This is a genomic window from Picosynechococcus sp. PCC 8807, from assembly GCF_001693295.1.
GTDB lineage: Bacteria > Cyanobacteriota > Cyanobacteriia > Cyanobacteriales > MRBY01 > MRBY01.
Genome location: NZ_CP016483.1, coordinates 2,091,378 through 2,104,362, shown reverse-complemented (window position 1 = coordinate 2,104,362; position 12,985 = coordinate 2,091,378). Strand labels below are relative to the sequence as shown.

The 12,985-nt window shown below is 49.6% G+C and carries 17 protein-coding genes and 1 tRNA gene; 10 read left to right on the top strand and 8 right to left on the bottom strand.

Annotated elements, in window-relative coordinates:
* Positions 1–16: 16 nt before the first annotated feature.
* A complete protein-coding gene (locus AWQ24_RS10240; protein WP_012307606.1) occupies positions 17–766 on the bottom strand; it encodes a carbonic anhydrase in 750 nt (249 codons plus the stop codon).
* Positions 767–973: 207 nt separating this feature from the next.
* Between AWQ24_RS10240 and AWQ24_RS10235 the strand changes: the two genes are divergently transcribed.
* The 3 genes from AWQ24_RS10235 to AWQ24_RS10225 are packed head-to-tail and all read left to right on the top strand — an operon-like array spanning position 974 to position 3,217.
* On the top strand, positions 974–1,747 hold the full coding sequence (locus AWQ24_RS10235; RefSeq protein WP_065716754.1) for an ABC transporter ATP-binding protein: 774 nt from the start codon (positions 974–976) through the stop codon (positions 1,745–1,747).
* Positions 1,748–2,449, top strand: a complete 702-nt coding sequence (locus AWQ24_RS10230) for an ABC transporter ATP-binding protein (RefSeq protein ID WP_012307604.1) — start codon at positions 1,748–1,750, stop codon at positions 2,447–2,449.
* Positions 2,450–2,482: 33 nt separating this feature from the next.
* Positions 2,483–3,217: a polysaccharide deacetylase family protein gene (locus AWQ24_RS10225; RefSeq protein WP_012307603.1), complete on the top strand. Its 735-nt coding sequence runs from the start codon at positions 2,483–2,485 to the stop codon at positions 3,215–3,217.
* A gap of 4 nt (positions 3,218–3,221) precedes the next feature.
* Here the strand turns inward: AWQ24_RS10225 and AWQ24_RS10220 are convergent, their stop codons facing one another.
* The gene (locus AWQ24_RS10220) at positions 3,222–3,623 is read right to left on the bottom strand and encodes a helix-turn-helix domain-containing protein (protein ID WP_030007861.1); all 402 of its coding nucleotides are present in this window, start codon (positions 3,621–3,623) and stop codon (positions 3,222–3,224) included.
* Positions 3,624–3,788: 165 nt separating this feature from the next.
* Between AWQ24_RS10220 and acsF the strand changes: the two genes are divergently transcribed.
* From acsF to AWQ24_RS10200, 4 genes are all read left to right on the top strand, one after another.
* Positions 3,789–4,865 (top strand): magnesium-protoporphyrin IX monomethyl ester (oxidative) cyclase, encoded by a 1,077-nt coding sequence (gene acsF / locus AWQ24_RS10215; RefSeq protein WP_065716753.1) that lies wholly within the window; start codon positions 3,789–3,791, stop codon positions 4,863–4,865.
* Positions 4,866–4,911: 46 nt separating this feature from the next.
* On the top strand, positions 4,912–5,664 hold the full coding sequence (locus tag AWQ24_RS10210) for a heme oxygenase (biliverdin-producing) (protein WP_065716752.1): 753 nt from the start codon (positions 4,912–4,914) through the stop codon (positions 5,662–5,664).
* A 137-nt stretch (positions 5,665–5,801) separates the two neighbouring features.
* A complete protein-coding gene (gene hemN / locus AWQ24_RS10205) occupies positions 5,802–7,199 on the top strand; it encodes an oxygen-independent coproporphyrinogen III oxidase (RefSeq protein ID WP_065716751.1) in 1,398 nt (465 codons plus the stop codon).
* Positions 7,200–7,275: 76 nt separating this feature from the next.
* Positions 7,276–8,118, top strand: a complete 843-nt coding sequence (locus AWQ24_RS10200; RefSeq protein ID WP_065716750.1) for a fatty acid desaturase — start codon at positions 7,276–7,278, stop codon at positions 8,116–8,118.
* Between the two features lie 95 nt (positions 8,119–8,213).
* Here AWQ24_RS10200 and AWQ24_RS10195 read toward each other — a convergent pair whose 3' ends face one another.
* Both AWQ24_RS10195 and AWQ24_RS10190 read right to left on the bottom strand, forming a co-directional pair.
* Positions 8,214–8,738 carry an FKBP-type peptidyl-prolyl cis-trans isomerase gene (locus tag AWQ24_RS10195; protein WP_065716749.1) on the bottom strand — a complete coding sequence of 175 codons (525 nt, stop codon included), beginning with the start codon at positions 8,736–8,738 and terminating at the stop codon, positions 8,214–8,216.
* Positions 8,739–8,798: 60 nt separating this feature from the next.
* A complete protein-coding gene (locus AWQ24_RS10190) occupies positions 8,799–9,122 on the bottom strand; it encodes a phasin family protein (protein WP_012307595.1) in 324 nt (107 codons plus the stop codon).
* A gap of 94 nt (positions 9,123–9,216) precedes the next feature.
* On the opposite strand from AWQ24_RS10190, the gene hisB reads away from it, so the two are divergent.
* Positions 9,217–9,828 (top strand): imidazoleglycerol-phosphate dehydratase HisB, encoded by a 612-nt coding sequence (gene hisB, locus AWQ24_RS10185; protein ID WP_065716748.1) that lies wholly within the window; start codon positions 9,217–9,219, stop codon positions 9,826–9,828.
* Positions 9,829–9,968: 140 nt separating this feature from the next.
* Positions 9,969–10,919, top strand: a complete 951-nt coding sequence (menA, locus tag AWQ24_RS10180; protein WP_065716747.1) for a 2-carboxy-1,4-naphthoquinone phytyltransferase — start codon at positions 9,969–9,971, stop codon at positions 10,917–10,919.
* Here menA and AWQ24_RS10175 read toward each other — a convergent pair.
* The 3 genes from AWQ24_RS10175 to AWQ24_RS10165 form a co-directional block, all read right to left on the bottom strand.
* Complete coding sequence (locus tag AWQ24_RS10175) at positions 10,916–11,407, bottom strand: YajQ family cyclic di-GMP-binding protein (protein ID WP_065716746.1); 492 nt, start codon at positions 11,405–11,407, stop codon at positions 10,916–10,918. The two genes, menA and AWQ24_RS10175, sit on opposite strands and share 4 nt — an antisense overlap.
* Before the next feature lie 84 nt (positions 11,408–11,491).
* On the bottom strand, positions 11,492–11,926 hold the full coding sequence (locus AWQ24_RS10170) for an MAPEG family protein (protein ID WP_065716745.1): 435 nt from the start codon (positions 11,924–11,926) through the stop codon (positions 11,492–11,494).
* A 43-nt stretch (positions 11,927–11,969) separates the two neighbouring features.
* Positions 11,970–12,473, bottom strand: coding sequence for a hypothetical protein (locus tag AWQ24_RS10165; RefSeq protein ID WP_012307590.1), 504 nt, complete (start codon positions 12,471–12,473; stop codon positions 11,970–11,972).
* Between the two features lie 144 nt (positions 12,474–12,617).
* On the opposite strand from AWQ24_RS10165, the gene AWQ24_RS10160 reads away from it, so the two are divergent.
* Positions 12,618–12,691 (top strand) — tRNA-Val (locus AWQ24_RS10160).
* Positions 12,692–12,800: 109 nt separating this feature from the next.
* Here the strand turns inward: AWQ24_RS10160 and AWQ24_RS16670 are convergent.
* Positions 12,801–12,929: a hypothetical protein gene (locus AWQ24_RS16670; protein ID WP_255355990.1), complete on the bottom strand. Its 129-nt coding sequence runs from the start codon at positions 12,927–12,929 to the stop codon at positions 12,801–12,803.
* Between the last annotated feature and the right edge of the window lie 56 nt (positions 12,930–12,985).

The following is a 12,985-nucleotide window of genomic DNA, read 5'->3' as shown; positions in this document are numbered from 1 at the left end:
AAATTTTTATGGCAGCCTAACCACTCACAGAGAAGGTATCAGTTTCGCCGTACCAACCCGCTAAACTCTGGCCAGAAGCGACGGTGTAGGGAAGTGGGCAACCTTCTAGGGCTTCACGCTCCGTTAAGGGGGTTTCGTCGATGAGGCTATAGTCTGGCTTCACATAGGCGTGTTTTGTTTCGTCGTAGGCTAACACTTCGCCATTTTCGATGTTGTAGATCCAGCCATAGATTTTCAGCTTGCCCTGGTGGAGCCGCGATCGCACCACGGGATAGGTTTTGAGATTATCAATCTGAACAAGGACATTTTCCGCAACGAGGGTTTCGACCAGTTCTTCCCCTTCGCAGTGGGGGTAAGTATCCCGGACGAGGCGACGGGTGGCTTCGGCGTGCTTGAGCCAATCGTAAACCAAAGGCATATCCGCTTGGAGTTTATTTAATTTAAGCAGCCCTTTCATCGCGCCACAGTGGGAATGGCCACAGACAATAATTTGCCGAATATCGAGGCCTTGGAGAGCATATTCTAGGGTGCCCCCTTCGCCGCCATTGGCCGCACCATAGGGAGGAATAATATTTCCGGCATTGCGGATGACGAAGATTTCACCAATATCCGTTTGGGTAATCAGCGCCGGGTCAACACGGGAGTCGGAGCAACAAATGAACAGAACGCGGGGCTTTTGGCCGTGGGAAAGTTGTTCAAAAAGATCCTGGTGGCTCGCAACATAGCTTTGCTTAAATTTGTCCAGGCCGCGAATAAGTTTTTTCACTGTTCGATCGTCCGATGTCAAAACGAGGTGACTACTGAGGAATCATAGTAAACCAAAATAATCCATTTAGATAAATGAGGATGGCACATATTTTTCATAAGGTAGACCAATCACCTGGGGAGATTTTTGGCGATCGCCGACTCAATAATCCCGTTAATTTCCCCCCTAGATGCCGCTAAAATAAGCTTGATTTAATCGGTCGAGCCTATGGATTCAGCCATCCCCATCCTCAACGTCCAACATTTAACCCGGCGCTTCGGGGGCCTGGTGGCGGTGCATGATGTGTCTTTTCAGGTGGCCCCAGGGGAAATTTTCGGCTTGATTGGGCCGAATGGGGCGGGCAAAACAACTTTTTTTAATCTGTTGACCGGGATGATTCCCCCTTCCCAAGGAAACATTCTGTACCAAGGCCGCAAGATTCACGGTCTGGCTCCCCACCAAATTGCCGCCTCTGGTATTGCGCGGACGTTTCAGAATCTGCGCTTGTTTGGAAATTTGTCGGCCCTCGAAAATGTGGCGATCGCCCGCCATTTGCACCAAAAAAACAATATTTTTGAAGGAATTTTAGGTTTACCCAAAGCGAAAAAAGCTGAGCAAGAAACCTACGACCGGGCGAAGGAATTGCTAGATTTGGTCGGTTTAACCGGAAAATACCGTCAACAGGCGAAAAATTTTTCCTATGGTGATCAGCGGCGTTTAGAAATTGCCCGCGCCTTGGCCCTAGAACCCCAGCTTTTACTCCTCGATGAACCCGCTGCCGGGATGAACCCCAACGAAAAAGGCGCTTTGAGTGATTTAATTCGACAAATTCGGGCGCAATTTGACCTGACGATTCTGTTGATTGAGCATCATATTCCCCTGGTGATGGGACTGTGCGATCGCCTGGCGGTGTTGGACTTTGGCGAACTGATTGCCCTCGGTTTGCCAGAGGATGTAAAGGCAGATCCAGCGGTGATTGAAGCGTATTTGGGAGATGAGTAAATGTTGGAACTCATTGATGTCTCAGTCAATTATGGTGGTATCGAAGCCCTGAAAAATATCCACTTAACGGTCAATGCCGGGGAAATTGTCACCCTGATCGGCGCGAATGGGGCAGGAAAAACCACCACTCTCAAGGCCATTTCGCGGCTGGTCAATCTCCGCCAAGGCCGAATTCTGTATCATGGCACTGAGATCACCAAAAGTGCCCCCCATGCCGTTGTCAGGGCTGGCATTGCCCATAGTCCAGAGGGAAGACGAATTTTAGCGCGGCAAACAGTTTTAACGAATTTGGAATTGGGGGCCTACACGCGCCAGGATCGGTTAGGGATTAAGGCGGATCTCGAAAAACAATTTGCCATTTTCCCGCGCCTCGCAGAACGAAAAAATCAAATTGCGGGCACCCTCAGCGGTGGGGAACAACAAATGTTGGCGATCGCCAGGGCGGTGATGGGGCGGCCAAAACTTTTACTCCTTGATGAACCGAGTCTTGGTTTAGCGCCCCAAATTGTGAAGGAAATTTTTCAGGTAATTCAACAACTCCACGCCGATGGCACCACGATTCTTTTAGTCGAACAAAATGCGAGTCTGGCCCTCGAATGTAGCGATCGCGCCTATGTTTTAGAAGCGGGTTACCTTAAAATTAGCGGCAACGCCCGGGATCTACTCACCGATGAACGGGTTAAAGCAGCCTATCTTGGCTAGGTAGGTGCTCACTTCTTTCCTGCGGTACCCATTGTGAAAGCTGTTCGTTTTGTTCCCCTGCGCCCTAAGGCTTGGCAGAAGGTCATTCGTTTATTTTTCGCCACGGCGATCGCCTTGATCTTAGTGCGAAATGCGTTGCCTTTGATCAGACAGATTAGCTTTTTTGGCCTGTACCAAGTCGCCACCCCAGAGAAAGTTGTTGCTTTGACCTATGATGACGGCCCGGCACCGCCCTATACCGAAGCCATTTTAGAGATTCTCGACGACTACCAAGCGAAGGCCACCTTTTATGTGGTGGGGCAAAATATCGAACTCTATCCAGACACCGTCCGCCAAACCATCGCCGCTGGCCATGAACTGAGCAACCATTCCTACGAGCACAAATACATGGCCTTCCGTTCCTGGGACTACATCACCAACGAAGTGGACAAAACGGATCAACTGCTGCGAAATTTGGGGGTCACGGGCCAGATCGATTTTCGGCCGCCCTGGGGTCGTCGTTTTCTCCTGCTTCCCCTTTATCTCCATCAGCAACAGAAACGCCTCGTGATTTGGGATGTGGATTCTTTTGATTGGGAAATTGAGGCTAGTCCTGTGGACATTGCGGCACGGGTCATTGGGGCTGTACAACCCGGATCGATTGTTCTGATGCACGATGGTGGCGGCGATCGCCAACGCACCGTAGAAGCGACAGATTTGATTTTGAGTCAGTTGACCGAAGCTGGCTATCGCTTTGTGACCGTGGCTGAACTCTTTGAATTGTCCTAAAAAATCAAGCCGATTGCACCGAATCTATTTCCCCCTGCAAAGGACAAACGCAAGTCTCTTGTTCCAACCATTGGGAGCCGACTTGATGGAGGGCGGTCATTACAGGCTGAATTTCTCGTCCCTTTGCTGTTAACGAATATTCCACCCGGGGGGGAATCTCTGCGTAAATGCGCCGTTCCACCAGGCCATGGGCTTCTAGTTCTCGCAAGCGTACCATTAACGTTTTGGTACTGATCCCCGGTAAAGCCTTGAGCAGTTCATTGGTGCGGCGATCGCCTGTAAAAAGCTCCCGCAACACTAAAATTGACCATTTATTTCCCAACAAATCCACCACAAATTGGATCGGACATTGGAAATTAACATCATTACAAGGGTTGGGGTCAGTCATTGGCCAAACATACTTCATTGCTAAAACTTTAACATTTCTTCAATGTCCCCGGAATCCTAACAAAGGCAATATTTTTTTACCCCAGGTAACTATAGGCTAGCCGGAGAAACCCTCTTGAAACTTCAGGATAATTCCGAAAAGATAAGTCCCAGAAAGATTTAAAAAACACCTTTTAATCAGCCTATGGTTACGCTCACTGACCAGCCGAGTCCAGAACTTCTCAGACCAGGGGTTAAAAAACCAGTTCAAGAAACCCTCCTGACACCCCGCTTTTACACCACGGATTTTGATAAAATTGCCAACATGGTGCTCTCTTCCCACGAGGAAGAAATTTTGGCTGCCCTCGAAGAATTGCGGGCCGATTATAACCGCAATCATTTCATCCGTGACGAAAGTTTTGAGCAATCTTGGGATCATTTCGACGAGAAAACCCGCAGTATTTTCATTGACTTTTTAGAACGTTCTTGTACTTCTGAGTTTTCTGGCTTTCTTTTATTTAAAGAGCTGTCCCGCCGCCTCCGCGATCGCAGTCCGATTTTGGCCGAAGCTTTTCACCTGCTGGCCCGGGACGAGGCACGCCATGCGGGATTTATCAACAAATCAATGGTGGATTTTGGTCTCTGTTTAGACCTGAAATATCTCACCCAAAAACGAACCTATACTTTCTTTCCGCCGGAGTGGGTAATTTATACCGTTTACCTGTCAGAAAAGATTGGCTATTGGCGTTATATCCTCGTGTATCGCCACCTGGAGAAACACCCAGAACACAATATTTATCCGCTGTTTAAGTATTTTGAAAGCTGGTGCCAGGACGAAAACCGCCACGGAGACTTTTTTAAAGCCCTATTGCGATCGCAAAAATCCCTGTGGAAAACTTGGCAATCTCGCTTGTGGTCGCGCTTTTTCTTGTTAACGGTATTTGTCACCCATTCCCTGACAACCCTGGAACGGTCTGATTTTTACGAGATGATTGGCCTTGATGCCCACCAATACAATCGGGACGTGATTCGCAACACCAACGAAACGTCTCTACGGGCTTTCCCGGAAGTGCTCGACACAAACCATCCCCAGTTTTTCACCCGCCTAGAAGCCTGCGCCGCCGCCAATGAACACCTAAAGGCGATCGCCACCAACGGCAACCCCAAAGTGATTCAGTTTTTCCAAAAAATCCCCTGGATCACCAACATCGTTTGGCATATGGCTTTGATCTTCTTCACCAAGCCTGTGGATGCCGAAGCCCTACGGGCCGAGGTTCACTAAAAATTCCCCTCAGCATTTTTCCGCTTATTTACCCCATGGAGTAGCCATGACGACCCTATCCCAACGCCTCCGCTTTGGTACCCAAACCTCCCATACCCTCTCAGAAAATACAGCTTTTATGAAGTGCTTTTTGAAGGGCATTGTGGAACGGCAACCCCTCCGGAAATTGATGGCCAATTTGTATGCGGTCTATTACACCCTGGAGACGGCTTTTGAACAGTACAAAGACCACGAAATTCTAGGGGAAATCTATTTCCCGGAGTTGAACCGAGTGCCCCATCTAGAAGAGGATCTTGCCTTTTACTACGGTGAGCATTGGCACAGGCAACTGGAACTACTCCCGGCGGGTAAAGTCTACCAAGCGCGCTTACAAGAACTGGCCGCCACTGATCCGCTGCTCCTGATTGCCCATGCCTATGTGCGCTATATGGGAGATCTGTCTGGGGGTCAGAGTTTAAAGAATATTATCCGCTCGGCTTTAGAGTTACCCGATGGTCAGGGCACCAGATTTTATGAATTTGACTCCTGGCCGACCCCAGGCGATCGCCGCAATTTCAAGTTGCAATATCGAGACGCCCTGGATCGGTTGAATCTAGACGAAGTAACGATCCAGAAGATTATCAACGAAGCGAATTATGCCTTTGCCCTCAACCGGGATGTGATGCACGAGTTGGAGCCAGACGTAAAAGCGGCCATCGGCGAACACACCTTTGATTTGTTAACTCGCCAAGATCGCCCGGGCAGTACCGAAAACCGCGATCGCCAGCCCGATGATCCGGCCCTTATCGCGTCTTCCTAGAACCAGTTTTAATCCTCTATTCCTACGAGTTTCCCCGAGCGCTTTTAAGTGTCGTTTGAAAGCATTATTTCTCACTGAAATTAGAAGTGCTAGGGGATTTTTTTTGAAAAATCAACTTTAATTAATCTCTTTTTCCGATGAATTTAGCCAGTCAAAATGTCCGCTTTAATGGGCCGCTCCTCCAAAAATATAATCAATCGGTTCCTCGCTATACCAGTTACCCCCCCGCAACGGAATTAACCCCTGATTTTGAGGGGGCTCTTTTCCGCCAGGCGATCGCCATGGGGAATTATAAAAAAACGCCCCTTTCCCTCTACTGCCACATTCCTTTTTGTGAAAAGCCCTGCTATTTCTGTGGCTGCAATACGATCATTACCCAGTACAAACCCGCCGCCGCTACCTATCTGGACTACCTGATTCGTCACATTCAACAGGTTGCCCCCCTCGTCCAAGGCGATCGCCTGGTGCAACAACTCCACTGGGGTGGCGGCACACCCAATTATTTAAACTTGGAGCAAGTGACGCGTTTGTGGCAAACCCTCCAGGACAATTTTCAATTTGCGCCCGATGCGGAGATTTCCATCGAGATCAACCCCTGCGAGGTGAGTCGCGAGTATATTTTTGTCTTGCATCAACTGGGTTTTAAGCGGATCAGCTTTGGCATTCAGGATTTTAATCCCCAGGTACAAGCGGCGGTCAATCGCATCCAACCGGAGGAAAAACTCTTTGAGGTGATGGCCTGGATTCGGGAAGCAGGTTTTGAAAGCGTCAATGTGGATTTGATCTACGGCCTGCCCTACCAAACCCTGGCGACGTTTACAGAAACGGTAGAAAAAACGATCCAACTGAACCCCGACCGGATCGCCGTCTTTAGTTTTGCCTATGTGCCCTGGCTGAAACCTCTGCAAAAACGGATGCCCGAAGCGGCGATGCCCCCCACCGCCGAAAAGCTAGAAATCCTCAAGATGACCATCGCCAACCTCACCTACCACGGTTATGTGTTCATCGGCATGGATCACTTTGCCAAGCCCAACGATGAATTGGCGATCGCCCAACAGGCCGGGGAATTGCACCGGAATTTCCAAGGCTACACCACGAAGCCAGAATCCGACCTTTTAGGGTTTGGCATGACTTCGATCAGTATGCTCCAGGATGTGTATGTCCAAAACCACAAACGCTTGAAAGATTTTTACGCGGCCATTGATCAACGGGTTCTCCCCATCGAAAAGGGTGTCCAGCTCACCCAGGATGACCTGATTCGCCGCACCGTGATTATGGAATTAATGTGCCAGTTTCGCCTGTCGGCCCCGACGCTGGAGAACAAATATCACCTGGGCTTTGATTTGGACTTTAACGACTATTTCCAAGCCGAATTGAGTGCTTTAAATGATTTGGAAGCCGACGGGTTGATTCACCGTTCCGGGGATGGCTTCCAGGTGACGCCCAGCGGTCGGCTCTTGATCCGCAATATTGCGGCGGTGTTTGACACCTACCTACAACACAAAACCGAGAAAACTTTCTCCAAGGCGATTTAGCGATCGCCACCGTTTCCCCTGGGACTGATCATCAACCGGGTTCGCCCCATTGTCTTGTTCTATTGTTTGAGAATTCATGACCCAATCTGTGCAATTACCCACCCAAAAACCGACCCTAGACTGGGTTGCCGTGTTCTTTTTTGGCGCGGTTCATCTCCTGGCCCTTGGTTTGGCCCCCTTCTTTTTCTCTTGGTCGGCGATCGCCGTTTGTCTGTTTCTCCACTGGCTCTTTGGCAGTATTGGCATTTGTTTGGGCTACCATCGCCTGTTGAGCCACCGCAGCCTCAAAGTCCCGCAATGGCTGGAATATACCCTGGCGTTTATTGGTGCCCTGGCTCTCCAGGGTGGCCCTATTTTTTGGGTGGCGGGCCACCGGCTGCACCATGCCCACACGGAAGATGAAGTTAAAGACCCCTATTCCGCAAAACGGGGTTTTTGGTGGAGCCATATGCTCTGGATTTTCTACCCCGATCAACAATTTTTTGATGCGGATCAATACAGCCGCTATGCCCAAGATCTCGCGAAACAGCCCTTTTATCGTTGGCTAAATCGCAATTTTCTGTTGCTACAAATTCCTTTGGCGATCGCCCTTTATCTCCTCGGCGGTTGGTCTTGGGTCGTGTATGGGATGCTGGTGCGGGCGGTGTTACTATGGCATAGCACCTGGTTTATCAACTCTGTCACCCATGTGTGGGGCTACCGCAGTCACGCAAGCGACGACAATTCCCGTAATCTCTGGTGGGCGGCAATTCTCACCTATGGCGAAGGCTGGCATAACAACCACCATGCCTATCCTAATGTGGCGAAAGCCGGTTGGCGCTGGTGGGAAGTCGATGTTACCTGGTGGGCCATCTGGCTCCTACAACGGCTTGGTCTCGCCACGAAAGTTATTTTGCCGCCAGCCGTCGTCACAGAATAAATTTGCGTTTGATCATTACCGCCAATTCAAAAAAATAACCCCCCATTTTCCGTTTGGCATGGGGGATTTTTGTAGCATTATTAATCGTGGTTAGCCTAGCGAATCCCAAGCAATTCCACATCAAAGATCAAAGTTGCATTGGGGGGGATCACACCACCAGCACCACGGGAACCATAGCCCAGTTCTGCAGGAATAATCAGCGTGCGCTTACCACCAGGCTTCATGGTAATGACACCTTCGTCCCAACCTTTAATCACTTGCCCAACACCGATCACAAAAGAAAAGGGTTCATTGCGCTTGACGGAGCTGTCAAACACGTCGCCGTTTGTCAGTTTGCCAGTGTAATGAACCGTCACCATTTCCCCTTCCATGGGGGATGCCCCTTCACCGACAACTTCATCGATGTACTGGAGGCCGGATTCGGTTGTGACTGCTTTTGATAAATCAATATCCATATCTTTGAGTTCCTCGGTGGGATTGGCGGCAATTTGTACCACTGGACTGGTCGAGTCGAGTTCAGCGGCGATCGCCGTTTGGCTGGTCCCATTAAAGACCGCAGACAAGATTAACATAACCCCACAGATAACGATGACCCCAAAACTAAGCCAAATTTCTCGCATGGATGTTCATTCACTCCCAGATTTACAAACAGTGTGCATTGCTTTCCTATCTTACCGGGCCTATCGCCACTGCTTATTTTCCAGTTCGCGCACCTGCCGCTCTAAACGATCAATGCGACCGCGCAGTTCATCCATTTCTGACTGACGAGGCACCCCAAGATCCCGCAAAATATTCCGCACCTGCCGCTCGAAATAAGCCTCTGCATTGCCCTGTTCGAGTTTGAGTTGGTTCATCATGTCATCGAGCATTGTTTTGGCCTGCTCTGGGTTGATCGTCCCTTCTTTTACCCACTGGTCACTGGCTTCTTTGACTTTTTCGGCGACGATCGAGGTGGTCCCAATCCCAATCATCAGCATTTGTTGCAGGAAGTTGTTGTTGTCCATGGTTTAGTCTGTCTCGTCTTCAGTATGGGTTTCCCTAAATGGTTTCAACCTTAAGCTAGAATAGCTTAGCGAATTTGAACCTAGTTATATTCTAATGATGCCTGCTTCTTCTGAGTCCCCCCGGATTGCCACCGTTGCCCGGGTGACGGGTGAAACCAATGTGAAAGTAACGGTCAATCTGGATGGAACTGGCAAGTGTGAGGTGAATACTGGGGTGCCATTCCTCGATCACATGCTGCATCAGCTTTGTTCCCATGGTCTATTGGATCTGCACATCCAGGCCCAAGGGGACTATGAGATTGACGACCACCACACCAACGAGGATGTGGGCATTACCCTGGGGATGGCGATCGCCAAAGCCATTGGTGAGCGCAAAGGGATTCAGCGGTTTGGTCATTTTGTCGCGCCCCTCGATGAGGCCTTAGTACAAATCGCCTTAGATTTTTCTGGTCGGCCCCACCTCAGCTATGGTTTAGAAATCCCCACGGAACGGGTCGGCACCTACGATACGCAACTGGTGCGAGAATTTTTTGTGGCGATCGTTAACCATGCCCAAATGACGATCCACATGCGCCAACTAGACGGTATTAATTCCCACCACATCATTGAAGCGACCTTTAAAGCCTTTGCCCGGGCGATGCGCATGGCCCTAGAAATTGACCCCCGTCGGGCGGCAACGATCCCTAGTTCTAAAGGGGTTCTTTAGGGTCTTTTTTAAAATTTTTATGCCCAACATTTGCAAGCAGATTTTCACAGCTAAAGTGTATTGGGGCATTGCTTCGCTCCTCCCCCCTTGCGGAAAGGTTAAGGTACACTTTTCTGAAGAATTGGCTCATTTAATCACTAATGCTCACGGAAAACCCACCCACCTCTAGTCCGAAAGCTACCCGTCGTCTTTGGCTTGCGGCAATTAAACCCCCCATTTATACGGTGGCAGTGACCCCTGTGATCGTGACAACGGCAGCGGCCTATGGGGAATTTGGGGTGTTTAACCCGGTGCGGTTTGGGCTTTTCCTGGGGGCGGCAATTTGCTTAATTGCTTGGATGAATCTCAGTAATGATGTGTTCGACGCGGACACGGGCATTGATGTCAATAAGGCGACTTCGGTGGTCAATCTAACGGGCGATCGCCCATTGGTTTTTGGCATTGCCCTCGGTTTTTTGGGTCTGGGAATCACCGGAATTGCCTTAATCAGCTATCTGCAGCAGGATTGGACGGTGTTTAATTTGTTGCTCCTGGCAACGGCGATCGCCTACACCTACCAGGGGCCACCGTTTCGGTTGGGTTATCTCGGTATTGGCGAGTTCGTCTGTTTTCTCGCCTATTGGATTACGGGTCAGGGAGTCTTTTATAGCCAAGCCCAAACCCTCACGCTCAATGCGGTTTGGGCCTCGGCTTGGGTTGCTTTGACGACGAGTATTATTTTGTTTTGCTCCCATTTTCACCAGGCCGAAGATGACCTAGCCGCCGGAAAAAAATCGCCCATTGTCCGCCTCGGCACCTACCAAGGGGCGCAGGTATTGACCTACAGTTTGGGAGCCGTTTTAGTTTTGACCTGCCTATTGGTGGCTGTCGGCACTTGGTCACCCTGGATGCTCCTCACATTTGCCAGTGCCCCCTTTGCCCTGAGTCTGATCAACCATGTCCGCCTGAACCATGACCAGCCCGACAAGGTGAGTAACTGCAAATTTTTTGCGGTCAAGTTTCACTTTGCCAGCGGTCTATTGTTGGCGATCGCCTACGTTTTATCCTATTACAACCTCGAATTTCTCAGCGTTACGGGCTTGGGTTATTAGCGATAGTTCGTAAACTGAATCGGCATCGGGAAATCTAAATCCCGCACCGCCTGCATTACTGCCTGGAGGTCATCCTTTGACTTGCTCGAAATGCGGACAGCATCTCCTTGGATCGAAGCCTGCACCTTTTTAAAATCTGTTTTGACCATCTTGGTGATTTTCTTCGCATCATCCTTAGAAATGCCCTGGCGCAGGGTGATCACTTGGCGCACGCGGCCACCGCTGGCGGATTCTGCCTCACCATAATCAAAAAGTTTCGGTGACAGGTTCCGTTTAACAGCCTTGGTGACCAGGATAGTTTGCACTGCATCGAGGGTAAAATCGCTGGCAGTATTAATTATGATGGTGTTTTCTCCCAGCTCAATGGTAGTCTTGGTATCCTTGAGGTCATAGCGCGTGTTGATGTCCCGGAGAGCTTGATCAATGGTATTGACCACTTCCTGACGATCAAAATCACTCACCACATCAAAGGAATTTGTAGAAGCCATAAAGATACTTAGCTGAATTCAACAGATGAAAATTTCAAGGTTCACATTTGCCCATAAACGTTGTGCGAGGCCCTGGGGATTTTCCTAGAGGCTCTGGACGGCGATCGCACTCAAGGTAAAAAGCGTAATGTTGGCGATATTCCCCACGGCAAACATCATCGAACGCAATACTGGAATGTTGAGGATGTAAAACAGCGGGTAGAGGGTTCTCGCCACCAAAAAGGCGATCGCCGCAATCTTTGCCCAGGGAGAATCCACCCCCGTTACCAACGCAGACAAACAAGCAACGCCATAAACCGCCAACGCTTCAAAAGCATTCTGGTGCGCCCAATTGGCCCGCTGCGCATAATCTGGCAATAGATCTACCGTTGCCCTGGGCCGCCGAAACATCTCCAGGCGATCGCTCATTTGACCAGCCAGTTTAACCCGCGCATAGCCCACCACCCCATAGGGCAGATAAACCAGAAATACCGCGCCGATCAACGAATAAATAAGGACAGCAGAAACAGACAGATTCATGGATTAATCCTAAACAACTGGGCAAATGGGTAGCACAAAAAAATTAATCGAAATAGAAGAGGGTGACAAGTTTTCGCTGTTCTTCTGCTTCTTGGCAGGTTTGCAGGAGCGTATCGCTGTCATGGAACGCAAAACAAATAAGCTGTTGGCAGCGGGAGATAATTTCACTGTTACACAGGCTGCTGGCTTCTCCCAGAGAAAGTTCATCATTCTCAGGATGCTCTACCAGATGCACGACCTTTTCGAGTTCCACACGGGATTCACGGGGTTGTTTTTCGAGGCTCTGGGGCAGAATTACAGTTAAAAGGCTCGAATCAGCCCGCATTACACCCTTAATCGCCGCTGAGTTTGTCCCCGTTGCGCCGGAGGTGATAATTCGATTTCCCCCTAGGGCTAGGGCATAGCTCATCATTTCGATCAGGTGCTGGTGGGTAATCGGGACATGCCGAGAACCGAGAAGAGCAATGCGCTTAGAGCCAGTTTGTTGAATGGCAGCTAGCTCCTGTGCCAGGGTGTCAAGGGTCGGAATATCTAAAGATTGACTCAAAGATCGTAAGGGGACTCGATAGCCTGAATAATCGATGCCATTTTAATCAAACATCCCTGATAAAGCAATCCTTCTGTTTTTCTTTGCCGAGATGCTTGCATATTCTTAAATGCTAGTGCTACATTTATATACTGTTTGCAACCCGGACGTATAGCTCAGTTGGTTAGAGTACATCGTTGACATCGATGGGGTCACTGGTTCGAATCCAGTTACGTCCATACACAAGAAATAACCCCTAGCCGTTTCCCGGCTGGATGATGGCGAGTTCGGGTCGGGAAATGCCCTGTCTCGTTTTTCTAGCCCATTAGCGCTATGATTTTACGGCACCTAGGGGGCGATCGCCGATCGCCTATGGTCTTTCCCGGTGATTGAGCCGCTGTCTGGCCGATACTGATTCAACCGGAGGAGCTGTGCCCATTGACCTGAGGTTGTGAAAATGGGACTGGTAATTCTCATTCTCAATGCTCTAAATACTGGGGCAGAAATACCGGGATTGACAACATTAGGCTATA

What these genes read in the sequence shown, in the direction of transcription:
- AWQ24_RS10235 (WP_065716754.1), top strand. Translation starts at nt 974, where the DNA reads ATGGATTCAGCCATCCCCATCCTCAACGTCCAACATTTAACCCGGCGC.
- AWQ24_RS10230 (WP_012307604.1), top strand. Translation starts at nt 1,748, where the DNA reads ATGTTGGAACTCATTGATGTCTCAGTCAATTATGGTGGTATCGAAGCC.
- AWQ24_RS10220 (WP_030007861.1), bottom strand. Translation starts at nt 3,623, where the DNA reads ATGAAGTATGTTTGGCCAATGACTGACCCCAACCCTTGTAATGATGTT.
- acsF (WP_065716753.1), top strand. Translation starts at nt 3,789, where the DNA reads ATGGTTACGCTCACTGACCAGCCGAGTCCAGAACTTCTCAGACCAGGG.
- AWQ24_RS10210 (WP_065716752.1), top strand. Translation starts at nt 4,912, where the DNA reads ATGACGACCCTATCCCAACGCCTCCGCTTTGGTACCCAAACCTCCCAT.
- hemN (WP_065716751.1), top strand. Translation starts at nt 5,802, where the DNA reads ATGAATTTAGCCAGTCAAAATGTCCGCTTTAATGGGCCGCTCCTCCAA.
- AWQ24_RS10200 (WP_065716750.1), top strand. Translation starts at nt 7,276, where the DNA reads ATGACCCAATCTGTGCAATTACCCACCCAAAAACCGACCCTAGACTGG.
- AWQ24_RS10195 (WP_065716749.1), bottom strand. Translation starts at nt 8,738, where the DNA reads ATGCGAGAAATTTGGCTTAGTTTTGGGGTCATCGTTATCTGTGGGGTT.
- AWQ24_RS10190 (WP_012307595.1), bottom strand. Translation starts at nt 9,122, where the DNA reads ATGGACAACAACAACTTCCTGCAACAAATGCTGATGATTGGGATTGGG.
- hisB (WP_065716748.1), top strand. Translation starts at nt 9,217, where the DNA reads ATGATGCCTGCTTCTTCTGAGTCCCCCCGGATTGCCACCGTTGCCCGG.
- menA (WP_065716747.1), top strand. Translation starts at nt 9,969, where the DNA reads ATGCTCACGGAAAACCCACCCACCTCTAGTCCGAAAGCTACCCGTCGT.
- AWQ24_RS10175 (WP_065716746.1), bottom strand. Translation starts at nt 11,407, where the DNA reads ATGGCTTCTACAAATTCCTTTGATGTGGTGAGTGATTTTGATCGTCAG.
- AWQ24_RS10170 (WP_065716745.1), bottom strand. Translation starts at nt 11,926, where the DNA reads ATGAATCTGTCTGTTTCTGCTGTCCTTATTTATTCGTTGATCGGCGCG.
- AWQ24_RS16670 (WP_255355990.1), bottom strand. Translation starts at nt 12,929, where the DNA reads ATGAGAATTACCAGTCCCATTTTCACAACCTCAGGTCAATGGGCACAG.